We start from the raw sequence: 19,737 nt of genomic DNA on the forward strand, positions 1-19,737 counted from the left end.
CGGATCAGGCCGGGAGCCCGACGCCGGATCCCATGGAACTCGGCTCCATCGCCCTCTCAGGAGCGATCTCAACCCGGTTTCGCCCGGCCGCCTTGGCCGCATAAAGCGCTTCATCCGCGCGACGCAGCAAGCTATCAAAGTGGGTGTCGTCGGCACGGAGCACCGCCAGGCCGATCGACACCGTCAACGGCAACACCAGGTCACCTGCCGTGAACGGTGCCTGGGCGACGGCCTGGCGCAACCGCTCGCCAGCGGCCAGTGCGTCATGCAGCTGCAGGTGGTCGAACAGCACCACAAACTCTTCACCACCTTGGCGAGCCGGTAGCTCAGCCCCTCGGCAGGCCGACTGCAGCCGCCCCGCCACATGCTTGAGGGCCACATCGCCCATCTCGTGGCCGTGCTCGTCGTTGATGCGCTTGAAGTGGTCTATGTCCACAATCGCCAGCCCAAAACCACCGGACGCCGCGCTGGTGCGGGCCTGCTCAAAACGCTTCAGCCCCATCTCCACCAGCGTGCGGCGGTTGGGCAGGCCGGTCAGGTAGTCGGTGGAGGCGGCGCGTTCCCACTGGCGGCGGATGCGCTCTGAGCACATCAGCAAGAACGCGGTGGTGCCGATCACGGGCAAGGTGGCGGCCACCATGGGGGTGGCAATGTTCATCCAGGCGCCCGCCCCCAGCACATTGAAGGCCGGGTTCACCCCGATCACCACAAAGTAGCCCGCGCGGAACAGCACAAACAAGGCGACGGCCGTGAACAGGCCCGCCATCACACGCCGGCTGCGGGCACCGTCGCGGCGCTCCTGCGAGACCAGCACCACAATGCAGGCCACCATCAGCACCGACCAGACCACCGACACGGTCAGGATGCGCCCCCCGACATCGGCCGTGCCCAGGGTCAGCCAGAAGACGGCCGTCGTACCCAGCGCCGCGGGCACCATGACCCACAGCTGGTCTTTGAGTCCGTAGAACTGCCGTAACGCGCGCAGATACCCGGTAAACCCAAACATCACCAGCGCATTGGCCAGGGCCAGGGTGTAGGCAGGCGGGTTCAGCCCCTGCGCGGCAAACAGGATGGAACCCCCGGCAAACAGCAGCGTGGCAATGCGCCAGCTGGCCGCAGCGGGCCGCATGGGCAAAGGCAGGTCCTTATGCATCAGGCCCAGAACCCCACCGTTTGCCAGCATCATGAGTGTGGCAATGAAAAAGATGGTGACGGGGTCCATGGGTGTTGCAGGTGCGGCGTTCGCGTGGCTGTGGAATGGCGCCTATTGTGCCCATGGTGCCCATGGCGCCTGCAGCCTTCGGCGCGCCATGGGGCAGCCACCCCAAGTGCCCCCCCGGCATTCCATCTTTAGGAATGCACCATTTCTCACAAAGCAGGCCGCCGGATGGGCGCCCCAGGCACCGGCGCTGGCTATGATCCCCGGGTTTGCCCTGATCCAGGCCAAACGCTCCCGGCAAAGCGCTCGAGAACGAGCGCGCGCCCGACTGAAAGCCCCGCTGCGGGCCCCCTTCGCCAGCCAGATGACCTCCGCCACGACCCCCACCCGAATTTCCGACGTTCAGACACTGCCCCAACTGCTGGCTTTCCGGGTGGGTCAGACGCCCCAGGCCGAGGCCTTCCGCGCCTACGACACGGCCAGCCAGTCCTGGCAAAGCCTGAACTGGGAGCAGGCCGCTGGGCGCATCGCCACCTGGACCCAGGCCCTGGCGGCCCTGCAACTGCCCCCCGCCGCCCGCGTGGCCATCCTGCTGCCCAACGGCCTGCACGCCATGTGTGCCGACCAGGCCACGCTGGCCACGGGCTGTGTGCCCGTGCCGCTGCACGCCATCGACAACCCCGGCAGCATTGCCTACATCCTGGCGGACTGCGAAGCCTCGATGCTCATCGTGGGCCAGGCCGAGCAGTGGGAGAAGGTCCGCGCCGTGGGCACGCCGTTCCCGGCCCTGCGGGCGGTGGTGATCACGGACGATGACACTTCGACCTTCTCTCCCACCGCCGCTTCGACCGATGGCCCTGCCGTGGGCTCGCTGGCGCAGTGGCTGGCAGGGGCCGGTGCTGCCCCGGCCCCCACACCACCGGGGGCGGACGACCTGGCGGCCATCGTCTACACCTCGGGCACCACGGGCAAGCCCAAGGGTGTGATGCTCACGCACCGCAACGTGGTCAGCGATGTGAAGGCCGTGCTCGACCGCATCGCCCCCACAGTGGACGACGTGTTCCTGTCGTTCCTGCCGCTGTCGCACACCTTCGAGCGCACGGGTGGCTACTACCTGCCGATTGCAGCAGGCAGCTGCGTGGCCTATGCGCGCTCGGTCCCCCAACTGGCCGAGGACCTGAAGACCGTGCGCCCCACCGTGCTGGTGTCGGTGCCGCGCATTTACGAGCGCATCCACGCCAAGCTGCTCGAAAAACTCTCGCTCACGCCCTGGAAGATGCAGCTGTATGAAGCCGCGCAGAACAAGGGCTGGGCCCGCTTTTGTGCGGCGCAAGGCCTGCCCGCCCCGGTAGCCAGCGAAGGCCAGGCCGCAGGCTGGATGGCCGCCCTGCCCTGGCCCCTGCTGCAAGCGCTGGTCGCCCGGCCGCTGCTGGCCCAGTTTGGCGGCCGTGTGCGCGTGGCGGTGAGTGGCGGAGCGCCGCTGTCGCCCACCATCGCCAAGTGCTTTTTGGGCCTGGGCCTGCCGCTGGTGCAAGGCTATGGCATGACCGAGACCGCGCCGGTGGTGTCGGTGAACTCGCTGGACGACAACGATCCCGCCTGCGTGGGCAAGGCCCTGCCCGGTGTGGAGGTGCGTATTGGCGACAACCGCGAGCTGCAGGTGCGCGGCCCCATCGTGATGAAGGGCTACTGGAAACGCCCCGAAGACACGGCCAAGATCCTGAGCCCGGACGGCTGGCTGGGCACGGGCGACCAGGCCGAGATCGTGAGCGGCCGCATTTACATCAAGGGCCGCATCAAGGAAATCATCGTCACCTCCACCGGCGAAAAGGTGCCCCCGGGCGACCTGGAGCTGGCCATGCTGGCCGACCCGCTGCTGGAACAGACCTTTGTGGTGGGCGAAAACCGCCCCTTCATCGCCTGTGTGGCCGTGCTCAAGCGTGACGAATGGCAGCGCCTGGCCGCCGATCTGGGCCTGAGCCCACAGGACGAAGGCAGCCTGAACCACCCCAGCGTGCACCGCGCGGTGCTGGCGCGCGTCGAGAAGAACACCGCCAGCTTTGCCCGCTACGCCGTGCCCCGCGCCGTGCACTGCACTCTGGAGCCGTGGACCATCGAAAACACCTTCATGACGCCCACGCTCAAGCTCAAGCGGAACAACCTGATGGCGCACTTTGCGGAGGCGATCGAGGGGATGTACCAGAAGCCGGGCGGGCGCTGAGACCCTGCGCCCAAAGGCTCAGGGGATCAGCAGCCCCTGGTCGAGCAGGCCCTGAACGATGTCGGCCTGGCGCCGGTCCCGATTGCGCTTGAGCGGCTCCCTCGCCGGGGCTTTCTCCGCCATCCAGCGCTTGAAGTCCACAAAGGTGGCCGGAGAGATGGTCCGCATCATCGCCATGTGGCCCGTGGCGGATGCCACCACGTGCTGGAATGGGGGGGCGTTGGTCAGCACCGACGCACGCACCGCCTGCACCGGCCACAAGTCCTCTTCGTCAGCAGAAAAGCGAAACGGATGCGGATCGTCGCCCTCGGCCATCCTGCGCAAAAAATCCACCTCAAAGCCTTTGGCGTTGATGGCGGTCTCGTTCTGGCCTTCCTTGCGTTGAAAAGTCGCGTCCGCGCGCTGCAGCACCTTGAGCATCGACACCTCGGAGCGCTCCATCTCGGTGATGAATCGCACCCTGCGGCGGGCATCCCACAGCAAATCAACGTCCTGCGTAGCCAGCGCGCCCGGCACGATGCGAACCCCTGCCGCGCTTTCGTAGGCGTACAGCGAGTGGGTTCCCACCACGGCGAAGTGGTCTGCCAAGCCCGCATCTTCCAAAGCTTGCAGGATGTCGATCACCATGGCCGGGGTGCGCCCCACCTTCAGGGCCTTGTTCAACCGCTGCGCGTCGGTCAAGGCCGTACGCAAAGTCCTCAAGCGGTCTTCCAGGGTGCTTTTGCGGGTGGTGAACTCCTGGTAGATAGCCTCGGTCTGCGCATTGCGCGGCCCGATCCGCTCCTGGCTGTTGTCGCGCTGCGTCTTGACGAGGTACTCGTACGCACCTTGCGTCTTCCAGTACATGCCACCGGCATACTGGGCCGCCTGTTTGCGCGTGCGCTGGTACTCCTCGAAGACGGTGATCGAGTCGATGAACTGGCGCGCTGCAGCGTCGGGGATGGGAAGATAGTCCATTGGCCGTATAAATATTGTTTTTTAATTTTATACGGCCAATTGCGAATGAAGAGGGTCTATGCGAGGGCCAGGGCCCCCTCCCCCGCATACGCCACCCCAAACCGGTTCGCCAGAAAATCCCCCAGCCGCACCGCCTCCTGCCCCACAAACCCTCGCTGCGGCAGCCGCCCCTGGGCCACCAGGTCGAGCGCCGTGCAGATGCCCGCCGCCGTGGTGAGCTGGATCGCGCTGAGCCGGTGCCCCGCCAGCTCGGTGCCCACGATGCGGGCCGAGTACGACTCTTGCACCAGCCGCCCGCCGCGCAGGCCCGCTGCGGTGGCAAAAATCACGATCACATCCTGATCGGTGGTGGGGATGGCACTTTCCAGGATGTCCTTGAGCAAATCGCGCCGATCACGCAGGCGCAGGTCATTCAGCAGCAGCTTGAGGATGGCGTTGTGGCCCGGATAGCGGATGGACTGGTAGTCCACCTGCCGCGCCTTGCCGGCCAGCGTCTCGGTGAGCGTGCCCAGGCCGCCCGAGGTGTTGAAGGCTTCGTACTCCACACCGTCCAGCGCAAAGGTTTCCAGCCCTTCCAGCGCAGGCACCGTGGTGCGCACGCCGTCCACAATGGCTTCGCAGGGGTTGCAGTATTCGTTGATGAGGCCTTCAGTGCTCCAGGTCAGGTTGTAGCGCAGGGCGCCCTGCGGGTAGCGGGGCAGCGCGCCCACACGCATGCGCAGGGTGTGCAGGGTGTCAAAACGCCGGGCCAGGTCGTTGCCCACGATGCCGATAAAACCCGGCGCCAGCCCGCACTGGGGCATCAGCACGCTGCGCGCCTTGGCCGCCAGGGCACGGATGGCCTGGGTGCTGGCCACGTCTTCGGTCAAATCAAAGTAATGCACACCAGCCGCAGCACACAAGGTCGCCACAGGCACGGCGCGGTGGAACGGCAGCGCGTTCAGCACGGCAAAACGGCCGGCGATGGCGGATTGCAGGCTGGTGTCGTCGCCCACCAGGCGGGTCGCCACGCCCAAAGCCGCCACCTCGGCCAGGCGGGCCGGGTCGCGGTCGGCCATCAGGATGTCGTAGTCACCGGCCTGCTGCAGCAAGAGCGCCATGGCAAAGCCAATGTGGCCCGCACCCAGGATGGTGACGGTGTGGCGGGTGGAGGTCGTAGAGGTCATGGCAGTGCTCCTGGTGTGTGCTGGCGACCGGGCCGCAGCTGTTGTGTGAGATGCCTCGATGCTAGGCACTCGCACTGTCAATGTGTAGCTACCAGATCGTCGAAAAACCATTTCCATAACGTCATAACGGCGAATATCATGGCCGCTATGACTTTTGAGCCCACAACCCCCACCGCCCCGCCCACGCTGGACGTCACCGACCGCCAGTTGCTGAGCCTGCTGCAGGCCAATGCCCGCGAAGGCACGGCGCAGCTCGCCCGCAAGCTGGGGCTGGCGCGGACCACGGTGGTGGCGCGCATTGCGCGGCTGGAGCGTTCGGGCGTGGTGGCGGGCTACGGTGTGCGGCTGGGGGCGCGGCTCGATGCCACCACGGTGCGGGCCTGGTGCAGCATCAGCGTGCTGCCCAAGGCAGCGCCCGCCGTGCTGCGTGCGCTACAGGCCATGGCCGAGGTCGAAGAGGTGTCGGCCGTGAGTGGGCCGTTCGACTACCTGGTGTTCTTGCGCTGCACCAGCCACGAGCAGCTTGACACCCTGCTCGACCGCGTAGGCCAGCTTGACGGGGTGCACCAGACGCAGACCAGCATCGTGCTCAGCCGCAAGATCGACCGCCGCAGCGTGGGTGCTTGACTACTATTTTGATAGCTTAAAACGCATACTGGATGCGCGGAAAGGCCATTTTTTACTGGAATTTTCCGACTCAGGCCTCAAACTGCGTCGGGTTCTTGCCCCGGATGGGCGCATAAAACGCCTTGATGGCCGCCATGTCGCGCTCCACATCGCCCGTGGGCTCAAACACCGGGCCCAGCCCACCCACCTTGCGGCCATAGTCCACAAACGCGAGCACGATGGGCACACCTGCCTGCTGGGCGATGAAATAAAAGCCCGTCTTCCAATGCCGCGTTTTGCCGCGCGTGCCCTCGGGCGGCACGATGAGCTGCATGGGGCCTTCCGCATCCCGCATGGCCTGGGCCGAGCTGGCCACCAGGTTGTTGGCCTGGCTTCGGTCCACCGGGATGCCGCCCAGCCAGCGCATCACCCCGCCAAACGGCGCCTTGAACAGGCTGTGTTTGCCCATCCAGTACACCCGCAGCCGCAGCGAGAACGCCAGCATCAGGGTGTAGGGCAGGTCCCAGTTACTGGTGTGGGGTGCAGCGATCAGCACACTTTTGGCGGCATGGGCAGGCAAGGCGCCTTCGACCTTCCAGCCGGTGATGCGCAGGGTCAAACGGGAAAAAGCGCGCAGGAGCGTGTTGACAACCGGCGTGTCGAAAATGGTGTGGTGCATGGGAAGCGTTCGTGGCGCACAGGGTATCCAAGGCGCACAAAAATAGACAGAACCGGCAGTGCAATTGCTACGTTGCTAAACGCTGTGGCGGGGATTGATCGCCTGCCCCAACTTTCCGCGCTTTTTCGACGTACGTAGAAAGACCGTCAAAAAACCAGTTCGGCCAAATCAACAATGAGCAGGCGCCGCAAGTACCGATCAGTTTGCTGGTTCCACCGAAAAATAATACGAGAGACGCTGCTGCGGATTCAACCACCTAAGCACGTCGAGTGGCAAGGTTGAAGGACGCAAGGCTTCGGCAATTTTTAGATCAGGCTCGGTATGCAACTCGACCACGGGCGCTTCCTCCTTCGGAAGTTCGGGCGAATAAACCAACACCTGCGGGCGTAGGCTTTCAGCTCCAGGAGCCACCACCAAGGCCAGTGAGTCATCTGACAACTGCACCACGGTGCCCGGAGGATAGACCCCCAACATCTTTACCAAGGCTCCCAGGAGCGAGGCGTCATAGCGGCTCGACTCGGTGCGGAACATGTGCGACAAGGCCTCCGCTGGCATCAGCGGCTCTTGGTCCAGAGCCTCAGGTGTGCATAAGTTGTCGTAGCGATTGACCAAAGCCAGTATGGATGCTTGCCGGCTCATATCCTTATGAGCCCGAGGAAAGCCGGAGCCATCCAGCGCTTCATGGTGATCCGCAATGGCCGCAAGCGCATCCTTGCTGAAAGCGCCAGACTCGTTCGCCAACTGGTAGGAAAACATCACATGCTGATGCACAAAGGCTTCCTCATGCTTTTTGCGCTTGATGGTTTTGAACAGATGCGCGGGCACTTTAACTTTGCCAGCATCATGCACCAGAGCTGCCATCGCAAGGTCAGAAAGCTCTCGTTCGGTCAGCCCGGCTTTTTTGCCAAGCAGCATGCACAACGTCATCACGTTGAGCGCATGGAATTGCGGTCCCTGGTCCTTTTTGTCGCCAAGCAAATGCAGCAACACCTCCTTGCTGCGCGCAATGGCCGAAGCCGTGTCGTTTGACAACTCAGAAATCATCTCCCCAGCCGCTTTGGGAGAACGCTGCAGGGTCAACAAGGCTTCTCGGGTTTTACGAGCAGCATCTTCCCAAGAACGTTCAGCACGTGCCGCCGCGTCTCGCTGCCGCTGGCGCTTTTGCTTCTTCTGCTCTTCCTTCAGCTTGATTTCAGCCTGCAACGCCGCTCGCTCTGCAGCCTGCTGTGCCAAGCGTTGCACCTCCAACTCCTCTGTGGTTGGCGGAGGAGGTACGTATTCCGGAGGAACCACAGAGCTTTTGTCCGGGAAATAAAGCACCCGGTCATCAATTCCGAGCGACTGGATGACCTCGACATCCTTGGTGTTCTTGATCAGGAACCTGTTGGAGATGAACGGGTGCTCGTCCCAACGGACTTTGAGCCAAACGTAGAGACCAGGCACCAGTTGGCTGGGATGGATAGCTACGGGGGTTCCGGGACTTCTCCACATGATTCTATTGATCCTCGTCTGAAACGATATGTACTGCTCCCAGGTGACTATAGCGATATTGATAGCAAACAAGCGTTGTGAAATAACGTCCTTTTGCATATTTCGTCAGTTTCAATGGCTCACTGACACCAAACTTGCTTTGACGCAAGGTGGCCATGAGCAGTCCTTGTCTTCAAACGTGAAACGCTGCAATGCATTCGCTGCGACAATTCGGCCCCTTCTTCCTGTTTCATCTACCAAGCCTCACTAGGCTTTTCAGCGCAGACGGTGCTACAGCTGCAGCCAACAACCCATACCGAGCCCTCAGACAACGTGTCGCCCGTTCCCCTAGCTCCCGCATTCAGCCCCTGGCGCATGTCCATCGCCCCCATGATGGACTGGACCGACCGCCACTGCCGTTACTTTCACCGGCTGCTGACCCGCCAGACCCTGCTGTACACCGAGATGGTGAACGCGGGCGCCATCATCCATGGCGGCACCGAGCGCCACCTGCGCTTCAACGCCGAAGAGCACCCCGTGGCCCTGCAGTTGGGCGGCAACGAGCCCGACAAGCTGGCCCAGGCCGCTAGGCTGGGCGAGCAATGGGGCTACGACGAAATCAACCTCAACTGCGGCTGTCCCAGCGACCGGGTGCAGCGCGGCGCCTTTGGCGCCAGCCTGATGAAAGCGCCCCAACTGGTGGCCGACTGCGTGAAGGCTATGAAGGATGTGGTCAGCGTGCCCGTGACCGTCAAGCACCGCATCGGCATCGACAAGGTGGAGGAATACGGCTTTGTGCGCGACTTCATCGGCACCGTGGCCGAGGCGGGCTGCACCGTGTTCATCGTGCATGCGCGCAACGCCTGGCTGCAGGGCCTCTCCCCGAAGGAAAACCGCGACATCCCGCCGCTGCGCTACGAGGTGGTGCACCGCCTCAAGGCCGAGTTTCCGCAGTTCACCATTGCCATCAACGGCGGCATCCAGACCGATGACGTGGTGCTGGAGCAGCTCGACCACCTGGACGGCGTGATGATCGGCCGCGAGGCGTACCACAACCCCTGGTGGCTGGCGCGCTGGGACCAGCTCTACTACGGCGGTGCCCCCTGCCCCCTGACCCGCGAAGAGGTGGAGCTGGCCATGGTCGAGTACATGGAACGCGAGGCCGCTCAACACGGCACGCCCTGGCCCCACATCGCCCGCCACATGCTGGGCCTGCGCCACAGCCTGCCCGGCGCCCGCATCTGGCGCCAGGTGTGGAGCAACCATCTGCTCAAGGACCGGCCCGCACGCGAGGTGCATGCGCTGGCGAAGGAAACCTATGGCACTTTTGCCTATGGGCAAACGGCCGAAGCAGCAACTGCAAGCTCAGTGAGACAAGATGAATCGGTTTGACCGCCTCACCAACAACAAAACACTGAAGGCGGCCCGGGTGCTCGGCCGAATGACTCTGCGCGCGCCCCTGCCGTCGGATGAAGCCATTTTTACAACCTTGGCTCAGCGGAGCCGCAGACTGCATGCCCCCTGGACTTCAGCGCCGTCAACCCCTGAAGCATTTGCAGCCTACCTGGAACAAATGGAGTCACCTGCAAACCGTTACTTCTTGGTCTGCCTGAAAGACTCGGCCCACGGTGATGAACAAATTGCGGGTGCCTTTCACATCTCCCAGATCGCAATGGGCAATTTCTGTAGCGCCTACCTGGGCTACTACGTTTTTGCGGGGTACGAACGCCGTGGGGTAATGCGCGCGGGACTACAACAACTGATCCGCCACGCATTTGGCGCCATGAAACTGCACCGTTTGGAGGCCAACATCCAGGTTGGAAATACAGCGTCTATCGCCCTGGTCAAGGCCTGTGGGTTCAATCAGGAAGGCTTCTCGCCCCGCTACCTCAAAATCAATGGTCGCTGGCGGGACCATGAGCGCTGGGCCTTGGTCGCCCAGTGATTAGCCCGCCCGCAACCTGACGCTTCTAGCCCTGCTGTGTCTGTGCCGGGCGCCCGCTACACCTGCCGCGCCAGCCACACCGCCAGTGGCTCGGGCCGACCGAACAGGTAGCCCTGCAGGCATTCGCACTGGTTCTGCAGCAGAAAATCGGCCTGGGCGCGGGTTTCCACGCCCTCGGCCACCACGCGCAGGTTCAGGTGGCTGGCCACCGAAAGGATGGACTGCACGATGGCAGTGTCGCTCGGGTCGTCGGGCGTGTCCTGCACAAAACTCTTGTCGATCTTGAGCTCGAACAGCGGCAGGCGCTTGAGGTAGGCCAGGCTCGAATAGCCCGTGCCAAAGTCGTCGATGGAAAAGCGCACGCCCAGGCCCACGATTTCGGTCATGCGGGCGATGGTGTCGTCCAGGTCTTCGATGAGCAGGCTTTCCGTCATCTCCAGGATCAGGTTGCCAGGGTGGGCCCCCGTGTGGGCCAGCACATGGCGCACACGCTCGACAAAGTCATCCTGGCGAAACTGCCGCTGGCTCACGTTGACCGACAGCGACAGCTCCCGCCCCGCCGCCTGCAGGCGCGCCAGGGTTTCGCAGGCCTGCTGGATCATCCAGTCGCCCATGCGCAGGATCAGGCCCGAGGCCTCGGCAATGGGAATGAAGCGGCTGGGCGGCACGTTGCCACGCACCGGGTGGGTCCAGCGCATCAGCAGCTCGCCGCCCACCACGGCGCCCGTGGCGTCCACCTGGCTTTGCACAAAGGCAGCCAGTTGCCCTTCGGCCTGGGCCTTTTTCAGGTCCTGCTCCAGCGCCAGGCGCTCCTGCACGTCGGCCTGCATGGCGGCTTCGTAGAAGCGGATGCGGTTGCGGCCCAGGTCCTTGGCGCGGTACATGGCGGTGTCGGCCTCGCGCAGCAGGTCTTCCACGCCATCGCCGCGCTTGGGGAACAGCGTGATGCCAATGCTGCCCGTGGTGCTGTAGAGGTGGGTGGCAATGGTGTAGGGCGCCTCCAGCACCGCGCGGATCTCCTCGGCCACCAGCAGGGCCGCGCGCCCGGCCGATTCCATGTCGGCAGCCACGTTGTGCACCAGCACCACGAACTCGTCGCCGCCCAGCCGGGCCACGGTGTCGCCCGGGCGCAGCTGCTGCGTGAGGCGCTGGGCCACCTGCATCAGCAGCGCATCGCCCACGGTGTGGCCGCGCGCGTCGTTGATCTGCTTGAAGTTGTCGAGATCGATGTAGAGCACCGCCCCCACCTCGGCGGCGTTGAGGGCGCGGTGCAGGGCATGCTCCATGCGGTCAAGCAGCATGCGCCGGTTGGGCAGGCCGGTGAGGCCGTCGAAGTACGCCAGCTGGTGCGAGCGTGCCTCGGCCTGTTTGCGCTCGGTGATGTCGCGCGACAGGGCGATGAACCGGGCCTCGTCGCCGGGCGCGGCGGCGTCCTTGCGGGCGATGGACAGCTCGAACCAGTGGGTGGTGCCGCCCAGCTCCAGCCGGTACTGGTGTCCCGCCGAGTACCCCGTGTGGTGCGCAGCCTCCAGCGCGGCATGGCAGCCCGCTGCGGCTTCGGGCGGAACCACTTCGCTCATCAAACGCCCCAGAAACATCTCGGGCGGCACGGCCAGCAGGTCAGACCGCGCCGAGCGGTAGTGGTGGATGCGGCCGTCCAGCCCCAGTTCGAACAGCAGGTCGGGGATGGCGTTGAGCGTGCTCTCCAGGTCATCGCGCGTGGCGCGCAGCTCGGTGGTCATGCCATGCGCCAGCGCCACGGCGCGCTCGCGTCCGGTGGCCAGCAGCCAGGTCAACCAGGACAAAAGCAGGCCCAGGGCCACACCCACCGCTGCAATCATGGCGTGGCTGTCCTCCCGATGGCGCAGGGAAAAACTGGGCGTGGGCTGCATCTGCAGCGTCCACATGCGCCCGCCAATTTGCAGTGTGCGCAGCGCCTGGCGTGCGGGTGCCGCCCCCTTGTCGCCCCCGGAGGCCATCGGCGACTTGTCAGCCGATGGCCCGTACAGAAGCAGCCCGCCCGGTTTGGCCAGACCGTCGTACAGGGTGATCTCAATGTCCGGGTCCAGCTCACGCGCCATTCCGGCGATGACGTCGCCCGCCCGGAACGGGGCCGACACCCAGCCGACCAGGCCCGCCCGGCGCACCAGCTGCGTGCTTGTGTCTGCCTGCGGGGCATAGATGGGCAGGTACATCACCACCCCAGGCTGCGCGGCCGTTGTAGAGGTGTCGTTTTGCAACAGGGTAAGCGGTGCGCTGAGCGCCAGTTCACCGCTGTCCCTGGCCCGCTCCAGTGCCTCGCGTGCGGCTGGCATGGTCAGCGTGTCAAATCCCAGCGCACGCACGTTGTCGCCCCGCAGTGGCTCGATGTGCGTGATGGGAGCGTATGCAGCGCGCACACCAGAAGGAAGGACGCTGTAGTGGGGAAACCCGCGCCGACGCATGTCTGCAATGTGCAGGTCAAGCTGTGGCTCGAACAGGTGAAGTATCAAGGACACCCCCTGCAGGCCGGGCCGGGTCTCCTGCAGCTGCAGGGCCTCCACGTAGGTCTTGAACTCCTCTCGACTGATGCGCTCGGAACCCTCGAAGTACCCTTTCACGCCGCGCAGCACCACTTCATACGTGGCCATCCGGTCCTTGAGGTTGTAAGCCACTTGGTCGGCTGCGACCTCAAAATTCAGAGCGTTCTTGGCCTGGACATTGTCTTCCTCGCCCTGCCAGTAGAGATAGGACAGACCCAGCGCAAACATGCCCACCAGCGGAGGCAGGACCAGAGGCACCCAGCGCCGCCTGGTGATCGCGTTGGCGCTGGCCATACCCTCCCGCGCGCCTGCGGCGGTGGTATCGTCGTCGGCAGAGGCTGGAGGGTGTAAGGGGGGCATGGCAAGGCACCAAGGCGTGCACCATTATGGGCCGGTGTTCAGCGCCGCCAAGTGCAGTTTGGCAGCTTGTTTGTGCAAGCGCTGCGCCGCCGGGCTTTCCCCTGATTTGCCCGGTCCTGCGCCAGCAGCTCGGCATTCCTTGGTGGTTGGTTTTCAATTCGGCGCGTTCTGCGCAGTCCACACATGGCATCACTTGACTTTGACCTGGAAGAATCACAGTTCCGCACTTACTACGCGCAGCAGGCCACGGCGCTGCAGGCCGCGTGTACGGCCATCACCAGCCTGGTGGCGGCTGCGGTGGCGCAGGCAGGGGGCATCGACATCGCCAAGGTGGAAGGCCGCGTGAAGGATGCCGACGAGTGCATCCGCAAATTTGTGCGCAAGTACCGCCCGGCGCTGGAAGAAAGCAACACGCCCTATGACATCCAGAGCTACATCTCCGACCTCATCGGGGTGCGGGTGGTGTGCCTGTATGAGGACGAGCTGGAGAAGGTGGCGCAGACCATGCGCGCCCGTTTTGCAGTGATTGATGTCACGGACAAGGTCACGGCCGTGGAGAGCACCGAGGCATCGTTTGGCTACAAGGGCCTGCACCTGGACCTGCGCCTGGGCACCGCAGAGCGCGACCTGCCGGAACATGCGGCCTATGCCCACTGGGCGTTCGAGCTGCAGGTGCGCACCATCATCCAGGACTCCTGGAGCGTGCTGGACCACAAGATCAAGTACAAGAAATCCATCCCGCAGCAGCTCAAGCGGCGCATCAATGTGCTGTCGGCCCTGTTCGAGCTGGCCGACCGGGAGTTCCTGCAGATCCGCGATGCCACCGCAGCCGAGCTGCTCCAGGCCCCCGACGAGACCGCCGACCCCGCGCTGGACGCCCCCGCCGACGCACTGGCCCCCCACAAGGCGGCAGGTGGCAGCAGCGAGCTGAACGCCTTCACCTTCCTCAAGATCGCCACCCATTTCTTCAAGGACTTCGAGTTCGAGCCCTCCAAGGTCGATGGGTTTGTGGACGACATCCAGGCCTGGTCGCCGCGCATGACACGCGCACGCTTCAACACCCTGATGCGCGAGACCATCGGCGTGGTCAAGCGCTACAAGCAGCACTTCGAGGAGCAGAACCCCCAGGGCAGCTTCAACCCCTACACGGTGATGCGGCACTGCCTGTACCTGAGCAACAAGACCGCCTTCCGCCCGGCGCTGCGCAATTCGGCGCGCGAGGCGTTCGAAGCCTGGCTGATCGACAACACCGACCCCCGGCCACATTGACCGACAGGGGGACGCCACAGGCCCGACAATCGGACGCCCCCGCATGTCACATAGGCGACTTGGCATTGGTGGTTTTACTCCATGCGCTTGTTACCAAGTGCTGCTATATTGCACTGCAACAAATCGGAGTTTCGCCCCATGCTATATCACATTTACGAAACCCAGCGCTCCCTGATGGAGCCCTTTACAGACTTTGCGCAGGCGGCTTCCAAGTTGTTCAGCAACCCGGTGTCGCCCCTGAGCCAGACCTCGGCAGCCCAGCGCATGGCAGCGGGCTACGACCTGCTCTACCGGCTGGGCAAGGATTACGAGAAGCCCGCGTTCGACATCCACACCGTGGACGTGAACGGCATCGGTGTCGCCATCCATGAGCGCATTGAGGTGAACAAGCCGTTCTGCGAGCTGCGCCGCTTCAAGCGCTTTTCGGACGACCCCGCCACGCTGACCAAGCTCAAGGGCCAGCCCGTGGTGCTGATCGTGGCACCGCTGTCGGGCCACTACGCCACCTTGCTGCGCGACACCGTGCGCACCATGCTCAAGGACCACAAGGTCTACATCACCGACTGGAAAAATGCCCGCCTGGTGCCACTGGCCGAAGGGGAGTTCCACCTGGACGACTACGTGAACTACGTGCAGGAGTTCATCCGCCACCTGCAGGGCCAGTACGGCAACTGCCATGTGATCAGCGTGTGCCAGCCCACCGTGCCGGTGCTGGCTGCCGTGTCGCTGATGGCCAGCCGGGGCGAGAAAACGCCGCTGACCATGACCATGATGGGCGGCCCCATCGACGCCCGCAAGTCGCCCACCTCGGTGAACAACCTGGCCACGAACCGCAGCTACGAGTGGTTCGAGAACAACGTCATCTACCGCGTGCCCGACAAGTTCCCTGGCGCGGGCCGCCGCGTGTACCCGGGCTTTCTGCAGTACACGGGTTTTGTGGCGATGAACCCCGACCGCCACGCAAACAGCCACTACGACTACTTCAAGGACCTGATCAAGGGCGACGACGCCAGCGCCGAAGCCCACCGCAAGTTCTACGACGAGTACAACGCCGTGCTGGACATGGACGCGGACTACTACCTGGAGACCATCCAGACCGTGTTCCAGGACTACAAGCTGGTCAACGGCACCTGGGATGTGCGCTCGCCCACCGGCAAGATCGAGCGTGTGCGCCCGCAGGACATCACCACCACCGCCCTGTTCACCGTGGAAGGTGAGCTGGACGACATCTCCGGCTCGGGCCAGACCGAAGCGGCCCACGACCTGTGCAGCGGCATTGTGCGCAAGGAACAGCGCCACCTGGAAGCCAAGGGCGCGGGCCACTATGGCATCTTCAGCGGCCGCCGCTGGCGCGATCTGGTGTACCCCAAGGTGCGCGCGTTCATTCTGGAACACGAACTTCCCCGTGCCCCCGCAGCTCCATTGGCCGCCGCACCCGTGGCCAAGGCGGCAACGCCCGCTGTGGCGGTAGCAGCGCCCTCCGCCAAACCCAAGGCGGCCCCTCAACCCAAACCTGCAGCAAAGAAGGCCCAGGCAGCCAAGGCGGCTCCTTCAGCCCCACGCGCGCGCACAGCAGCGGCCGCCAAAACCACTGCGCCCGCCGCCACAGTGGCTACACGCTGGGTCAAAACAGAGGGTGCGGCACAGCCAACCGGTGCGGCAGAGCAGGCGCCCGCCGACCTCGGCGCAGCCAAGGCCACCGCAGTCACGGCAGCCCCTGCTCGCAGCGCCAGCCGCAGCAGCAAGGCGCGCAAGGCTTGATCCGCCAGCCGGAAGCCCCACCCGCCTGCGCTGCCCCGACGGACCTTGCAGCGCGGATTGACGCCGCGCTGCCCCAGACGCAGTGCACACGCTGCGGCTACCCCGACTGCGCCACCTACGCGCAGGCCATTGCCAGCGGCGAGGCCGCCATCAACCAGTGCCCGCCCGGTGGCGCCGAGGGTGTGGCGCGCCTGGCGGCCATCACGGGCCTGGCCGTGCTGCCCCTGAGCACCGAACACGGCGTGGAAGGCCCGCGCACCGTGGCCTTCATTGACGAAGCCTGGTGCATCGGCTGCACCTTGTGTATCAAGGCATGTCCCACAGACGCCATCGTGGGCTCCAACAAGCGGATGCACACCGTGATCGAGCCGTATTGCACCGGCTGCGAGCTGTGTATCCCAGTCTGCCCGGTGGACTGCATCCAGCTGGAAACCGCCAGCGGCATGGCCACAGGCTGGGCCGCATGGTCCGCCCCCCTGGCCGAGCAGGCCCGGGCGCGCTACCAGCAGCATCGCCAGCGGATGCCTTTGGAAGATGCGGAAGAAGAACCGGCAGCGGCAATGGGCGAGCCTGCCCAGGACTCCGCCAGCACCCCAACCAGCGCCGCCGACGCGCGCAAGGCCGCCATTGCAGCGGCCATGGAGCGCGCGCGGCAACGCAGGGAACAAAACCCGCACTGAAATCCAGGCGCCCGCCCCTTCGCCCCTGCCACGGGGCCGAGGGAAAAATCACCCCGTCAACGGGCCGCCAGCGACTTGTAGACCCCGCAGCCTACGTACAAATCTCCGACGCGGCTCACATAGGACATCTTGGTCTGCACCGCGCCCGTGGCCGGGTTGTTGATGTCGTACTCGACCCAGCCCGGCGCCCGGTCGGCCTGGGCCACGATATCGCTCACCAGCCGGTCGCCCGCAATGCCGGGGATGTCCTGCACCCGGGTGCCCACCTTGGCGGGGTTGCCCCCAAACGCCCGGTAGGTGCCCGCACTGTCCAGCACAAACACATACATGTCCCGATCATGGTACGGCTGGTTCTTGTCCGTCAGGCTGCGCAGGAACTGGTCGTGCGAGGTGGTCTTGTACAGGGCCACGGCCTTCTGGACCAGGGCCACCGCCTCATCGGCCGTGCCCTGCTGCAGCCGGAAGGCCGCCACCGCCCGCGACAGGGTGGTGGCGCGCTGCTCCAGCGCCTCGGCCTGCGCCACCGCATGGCCCACCATCTGCGCGTTGTGCTGGGTGATCTGGTCCAGCTGCTGCACGGCCGAACTCACCTCGCTCAGCCCCGTGCTTTGCTCGGCACTGGAGCCCGAAATTTCCGTCATGCTGGCGGCCACACTGCGAATGCCACCCGCCATGTTGGCAATCCCATCCCCCGCCGAGCGGATCAGCCCGGCGCTGGCCTCCACCTGGCTCACCGAGGCCCCGATCAGCTCGCGGATCTCGCGTGCCGCATCGCCCGAACGTTTGGCCAGGGTGCGCACCTCGCCTGCCACTACGGCAAAGCCCCGGCCTTGCTCACCCGCGCGGGCGGCTTCCACGGCGGCGTTCAGCGCGAGGATGTTGGTCTGGAAGGCGATGCTGTCGATGACGCCAATGATTTCGGTCATGCGGCGGGCACCCTGCTGGATGGCCTCCACCGACTGCACCGCCCGGGCCATGGCCTCGGCCCCCGCATCGGCCGCCTTGCGCACATCGGCCGCCCGCGCATCGGCGCTGCGGGCGGTCTGGGCGTTGTTCTGCACGGCCGATGAAAGCTGCTCGACGCTGGCAGCGGTCTGCTCCAGGTTGGCGGCCTGCTGTTCGGTGCGGTCGGCCAGCGAGCGGTTGCCTTGTGCCAGGCTCTGGCCCGCATGGGCCACCAGGGCCGCATTGCTGCGGATATCGGCCACCATGGACGACAGGGTGAGCACCATCTGGTCGAGCGACTGCGCCATGGCCCCCACTTCGTCCTGGCCGTACACACCGGCACGGGTACTGAGATCGCCTTGGGTGGTCTTCTGCATGGCGCGGGACAGGCCCTCCAGATCGGACGACAGGCTCAGGTACAGCGCCAGCAGCCCATACAGCAAGGCCACAGCGCCCACAGCCCCGCCCCATCCCGGCGCCGCAGCGGTGGCAACCAGCACCACCGCCATCAACACTCCCAGCGTCACCAGTTTGCCGGGCAGGTGCCATCTGCGCATCCACCAGAGTCCGGGGCGCAGTGGTAGAAATCCAGACATCTTGTCTCCTGTTATGGTTCTTTCCAGCGGCGGATGCTATGTCCCCGCTCTTACGTCGGATTGACACAGGGGCTCTGGCGCGACTGCCGTGCATCCGGTCCGGCGCCTGGCGGCCCGGCCGCACCTGGCGCGCAGGCCTTTGCACAGTGGCCATCGCCCATAATGTCGCACCATGAACCCCCTGCTCTCCCACCTCCAGCCCTACCCGTTCGAGCGGCTGCGGCAACTCTTTGCGGGGGTCACGCCCCCGGCGGCCTACAGCCCCATCAGCCTGGGTATGGGTGAGCCGCGCCATCCTACACCGCAATTCATCAAGGATGCACTTAGTAACAACCTGGAAGGATTGGCCAGCTACCCCGCCACGGCAGGCGAACCCCGGCTGCGCGAGGCCTTCACACGCTGGCTGAACCAGCGCTATGCGCTGACCCTGGACCCGGGCACCCAGGTCCTGCCCGTGAACGGTTCGCGCGAGGCGCTGTTTGCCTTTGCCCAGACCATCATTGACCCCTCCAAGGGCCAGCCGCTGGTGGTCTGTCCCAACCCGTTCTACCAAATCTATGAAGGCGCCGCGCTGCTGGCGGGCGCCCAGCCCTACTACGCCCCCAGCGACCCGGCACGCAACTTTGCGGTGAACTGGGACACGGTGCCCGAATCGGTGTGGGAACGCACACAACTGCTGTTTGTGTGCTCGCCCGGCAACCCCACCGGTGCCGTGATGCCCCTGTGCGAGTGGCAAAAACTCTTCGCGCTGAGCGACCGCTACGGCTTCGTGATCGCTTCGGACGAGTGCTACAGTGAGATCTACTTCCGCGACGAACCTCCCCTCGGCGGCCTGCAGGCCGCAGAAAAGCTGGGGCGGCGCGACTTCAAGAACCTGATTTCCTTCACCAGCCTGTCCAAGCGCAGCAACGTGCCCGGCCTGCGCAGCGGTTTTGTGGCGGGCGATGCGGCGCTGATCAAGTCCTTTCTGCTCTACCGCACCTACCACGGCAGCGCCATGAGTCCCATCGTGCAGGCCGCCAGCATTGCCGCCTGGGGCGACGAGCAGCATGTGGTGGAAAACCGCACGCGCTACCGCAAGAAGTTTGCCCAGGTCACCCCGCTGCTGGCAGGCGTGATGGAGGTGGCCCTGCCCGATGCCGGTTTCTACCTGTGGGCCAAGGTGCCCGATGCCCTGGGGATGACCGACGCCGAGTTCGCGCGGGCCCTCCTGGCTCAATACAATGTCACGGTGCTGCCCGGCAGCTACCTGGCCCGCGAGGCCCAGGGCAGCAACCCCGGCGCCCAGCGCGTGCGCATGGCCCTGGTGGCCGAAACCGAAGAGTGCGTGGAGGCCGCGCTGCGCATCGTGCAGTTCATCCAGTCCCGCACTGCCTGATTTCTGAATCCCGATCCACAGAT

At 65.0% G+C, this 19,737-nt stretch carries 15 protein-coding genes; 8 read left to right on the forward strand and 7 right to left on the reverse strand.

All coding sequences use genetic code 11. From position 1 onward, the window contains the following. Positions 1-4: 4 nt before the first annotated feature. A complete protein-coding gene (locus A1D30_RS08410) occupies positions 5-1,222 on the reverse strand; it encodes a GGDEF domain-containing protein (protein WP_063460292.1) in 1,218 nt (405 codons plus the stop codon). Positions 1,223-1,523: 301 nt separating this feature from the next. Between A1D30_RS08410 and A1D30_RS08415 the strand changes: the two genes are divergently transcribed. Further along, positions 1,524-3,380 (forward strand): long-chain fatty acid--CoA ligase, encoded by a 1,857-nt coding sequence (locus tag A1D30_RS08415; RefSeq protein WP_063460293.1) that lies wholly within the window; start codon positions 1,524-1,526, stop codon positions 3,378-3,380. Positions 3,381-3,398: 18 nt separating this feature from the next. Here A1D30_RS08415 and A1D30_RS08420 read toward each other — a convergent pair whose 3' ends face one another. Continuing rightward, positions 3,399-4,337 (reverse strand): GSU2403 family nucleotidyltransferase fold protein, encoded by a 939-nt coding sequence (locus A1D30_RS08420; RefSeq protein ID WP_063460294.1) that lies wholly within the window; start codon positions 4,335-4,337, stop codon positions 3,399-3,401. 56 nt (positions 4,338-4,393) lie between these two features. Then, the gene (locus A1D30_RS08425) at positions 4,394-5,503 is read right to left on the reverse strand and encodes a saccharopine dehydrogenase NADP-binding domain-containing protein (RefSeq protein ID WP_063460295.1); all 1,110 of its coding nucleotides are present in this window, start codon (positions 5,501-5,503) and stop codon (positions 4,394-4,396) included. A gap of 147 nt (positions 5,504-5,650) precedes the next feature. Here A1D30_RS08425 and A1D30_RS08430 point away from each other — a divergent pair, with 147 nt between their 5' ends. Next, entirely contained in the window at positions 5,651-6,130 is a 480-nt protein-coding gene (locus tag A1D30_RS08430; protein ID WP_063460296.1) for an Lrp/AsnC family transcriptional regulator, read from the forward strand. Between the two features lie 70 nt (positions 6,131-6,200). Here A1D30_RS08430 and A1D30_RS08435 read toward each other — a convergent pair whose 3' ends face one another. Both A1D30_RS08435 and A1D30_RS08440 read right to left on the reverse strand, forming a co-directional pair. Then, positions 6,201-6,788 carry a lysophospholipid acyltransferase family protein gene (locus A1D30_RS08435; RefSeq protein ID WP_063460297.1) on the reverse strand — a complete coding sequence of 196 codons (588 nt, stop codon included), beginning with the start codon at positions 6,786-6,788 and terminating at the stop codon, positions 6,201-6,203. A 198-nt stretch (positions 6,789-6,986) separates the two neighbouring features. Further along, entirely contained in the window at positions 6,987-8,378 is a 1,392-nt protein-coding gene (locus A1D30_RS08440; RefSeq protein ID WP_063460298.1) for an HD-GYP domain-containing protein, read from the reverse strand. 213 nt (positions 8,379-8,591) lie between these two features. Between A1D30_RS08440 and dusA the strand changes: the two genes are divergently transcribed. Next, the gene (gene dusA / locus A1D30_RS08445) at positions 8,592-9,650 is read left to right on the forward strand and encodes a tRNA dihydrouridine(20/20a) synthase DusA (RefSeq protein ID WP_277922018.1); all 1,059 of its coding nucleotides are present in this window, start codon (positions 8,592-8,594) and stop codon (positions 9,648-9,650) included. Continuing rightward, positions 9,637-10,203: a GNAT family protein gene (locus A1D30_RS08450; RefSeq protein WP_063460300.1), complete on the forward strand. Its 567-nt coding sequence runs from the start codon at positions 9,637-9,639 to the stop codon at positions 10,201-10,203. Before dusA ends, A1D30_RS08450 begins: the two co-directional genes overlap by 14 nt. A 56-nt stretch (positions 10,204-10,259) precedes the next feature. Here the strand turns inward: A1D30_RS08450 and A1D30_RS26645 are convergent, their stop codons facing one another. Further along, positions 10,260-13,085: an EAL domain-containing protein gene (locus tag A1D30_RS26645; RefSeq protein ID WP_063460301.1), complete on the reverse strand. Its 2,826-nt coding sequence runs from the start codon at positions 13,083-13,085 to the stop codon at positions 10,260-10,262. A 183-nt stretch (positions 13,086-13,268) separates the two neighbouring features. Here A1D30_RS26645 and A1D30_RS08460 point away from each other — a divergent pair, with 183 nt between their 5' ends. The 3 genes from A1D30_RS08460 (at position 13,269) to rsxB (ending at position 16,795) form a co-directional block, all read left to right on the forward strand. Further along, a complete protein-coding gene (locus tag A1D30_RS08460) occupies positions 13,269-14,354 on the forward strand; it encodes a (p)ppGpp synthetase (RefSeq protein WP_063460302.1) in 1,086 nt (361 codons plus the stop codon). A 138-nt stretch (positions 14,355-14,492) separates the two neighbouring features. Beyond that, complete coding sequence (gene phaZ, locus A1D30_RS08465) at positions 14,493-16,115, forward strand: polyhydroxyalkanoate depolymerase (protein WP_063460879.1); 1,623 nt, start codon at positions 14,493-14,495, stop codon at positions 16,113-16,115. Beyond that, positions 16,112-16,795 (forward strand): electron transport complex subunit RsxB, encoded by a 684-nt coding sequence (gene rsxB / locus A1D30_RS08470; RefSeq protein ID WP_063460303.1) that lies wholly within the window; start codon positions 16,112-16,114, stop codon positions 16,793-16,795. Before phaZ ends, rsxB begins: the two co-directional genes overlap by 4 nt. Before the next feature lie 56 nt (positions 16,796-16,851). Here rsxB and A1D30_RS08475 read toward each other — a convergent pair whose 3' ends face one another. After that, positions 16,852-18,336 carry a methyl-accepting chemotaxis protein gene (locus A1D30_RS08475; protein ID WP_063460304.1) on the reverse strand — a complete coding sequence of 495 codons (1,485 nt, stop codon included), beginning with the start codon at positions 18,334-18,336 and terminating at the stop codon, positions 16,852-16,854. 172 nt (positions 18,337-18,508) lie between these two features. On the opposite strand from A1D30_RS08475, the gene dapC reads away from it, so the two are divergent. Then, positions 18,509-19,714, forward strand: coding sequence for a succinyldiaminopimelate transaminase (gene dapC / locus A1D30_RS08480; protein WP_063460305.1), 1,206 nt, complete (start codon positions 18,509-18,511; stop codon positions 19,712-19,714). The last annotated feature ends 23 nt before the right edge of the window (positions 19,715-19,737 follow it).

It is taken from the genome of Acidovorax sp. GW101-3H11 (assembly GCF_001633105.1).
In the GTDB taxonomy this organism is placed as follows: Bacteria; Pseudomonadota; Gammaproteobacteria; order Burkholderiales; family Burkholderiaceae_C; genus Acidovorax.

Bases quoted from the DNA above. Each gene is read 5' to 3' on its own strand.
- A1D30_RS08410 (WP_063460292.1), bottom strand. From the start codon at position 1,222: ATGGACCCCGTCACCATCTTTTTCATTGCCACACTCATGATGCTGGCA.
- A1D30_RS08415 (WP_063460293.1), top strand. From the start codon at position 1,524: ATGACCTCCGCCACGACCCCCACCCGAATTTCCGACGTTCAGACACTG.
- A1D30_RS08420 (WP_063460294.1), bottom strand. From the start codon at position 4,337: ATGGACTATCTTCCCATCCCCGACGCTGCAGCGCGCCAGTTCATCGAC.
- A1D30_RS08425 (WP_063460295.1), bottom strand. From the start codon at position 5,503: ATGACCTCTACGACCTCCACCCGCCACACCGTCACCATCCTGGGTGCG.
- A1D30_RS08430 (WP_063460296.1), top strand. From the start codon at position 5,651: ATGACTTTTGAGCCCACAACCCCCACCGCCCCGCCCACGCTGGACGTC.
- A1D30_RS08435 (WP_063460297.1), bottom strand. From the start codon at position 6,788: ATGCACCACACCATTTTCGACACGCCGGTTGTCAACACGCTCCTGCGC.
- A1D30_RS08440 (WP_063460298.1), bottom strand. From the start codon at position 8,378: ATGCAAAAGGACGTTATTTCACAACGCTTGTTTGCTATCAATATCGCT.
- A1D30_RS08450 (WP_063460300.1), top strand. From the start codon at position 9,637: ATGAATCGGTTTGACCGCCTCACCAACAACAAAACACTGAAGGCGGCC.
- A1D30_RS26645 (WP_063460301.1), bottom strand. From the start codon at position 13,085: ATGCCCCCCTTACACCCTCCAGCCTCTGCCGACGACGATACCACCGCC.
- A1D30_RS08460 (WP_063460302.1), top strand. From the start codon at position 13,269: ATGGCATCACTTGACTTTGACCTGGAAGAATCACAGTTCCGCACTTAC.
- phaZ (WP_063460879.1), top strand. From the start codon at position 14,493: ATGCTATATCACATTTACGAAACCCAGCGCTCCCTGATGGAGCCCTTT.
- A1D30_RS08475 (WP_063460304.1), bottom strand. From the start codon at position 18,336: ATGTCTGGATTTCTACCACTGCGCCCCGGACTCTGGTGGATGCGCAGA.
- dapC (WP_063460305.1), top strand. From the start codon at position 18,509: ATGAACCCCCTGCTCTCCCACCTCCAGCCCTACCCGTTCGAGCGGCTG.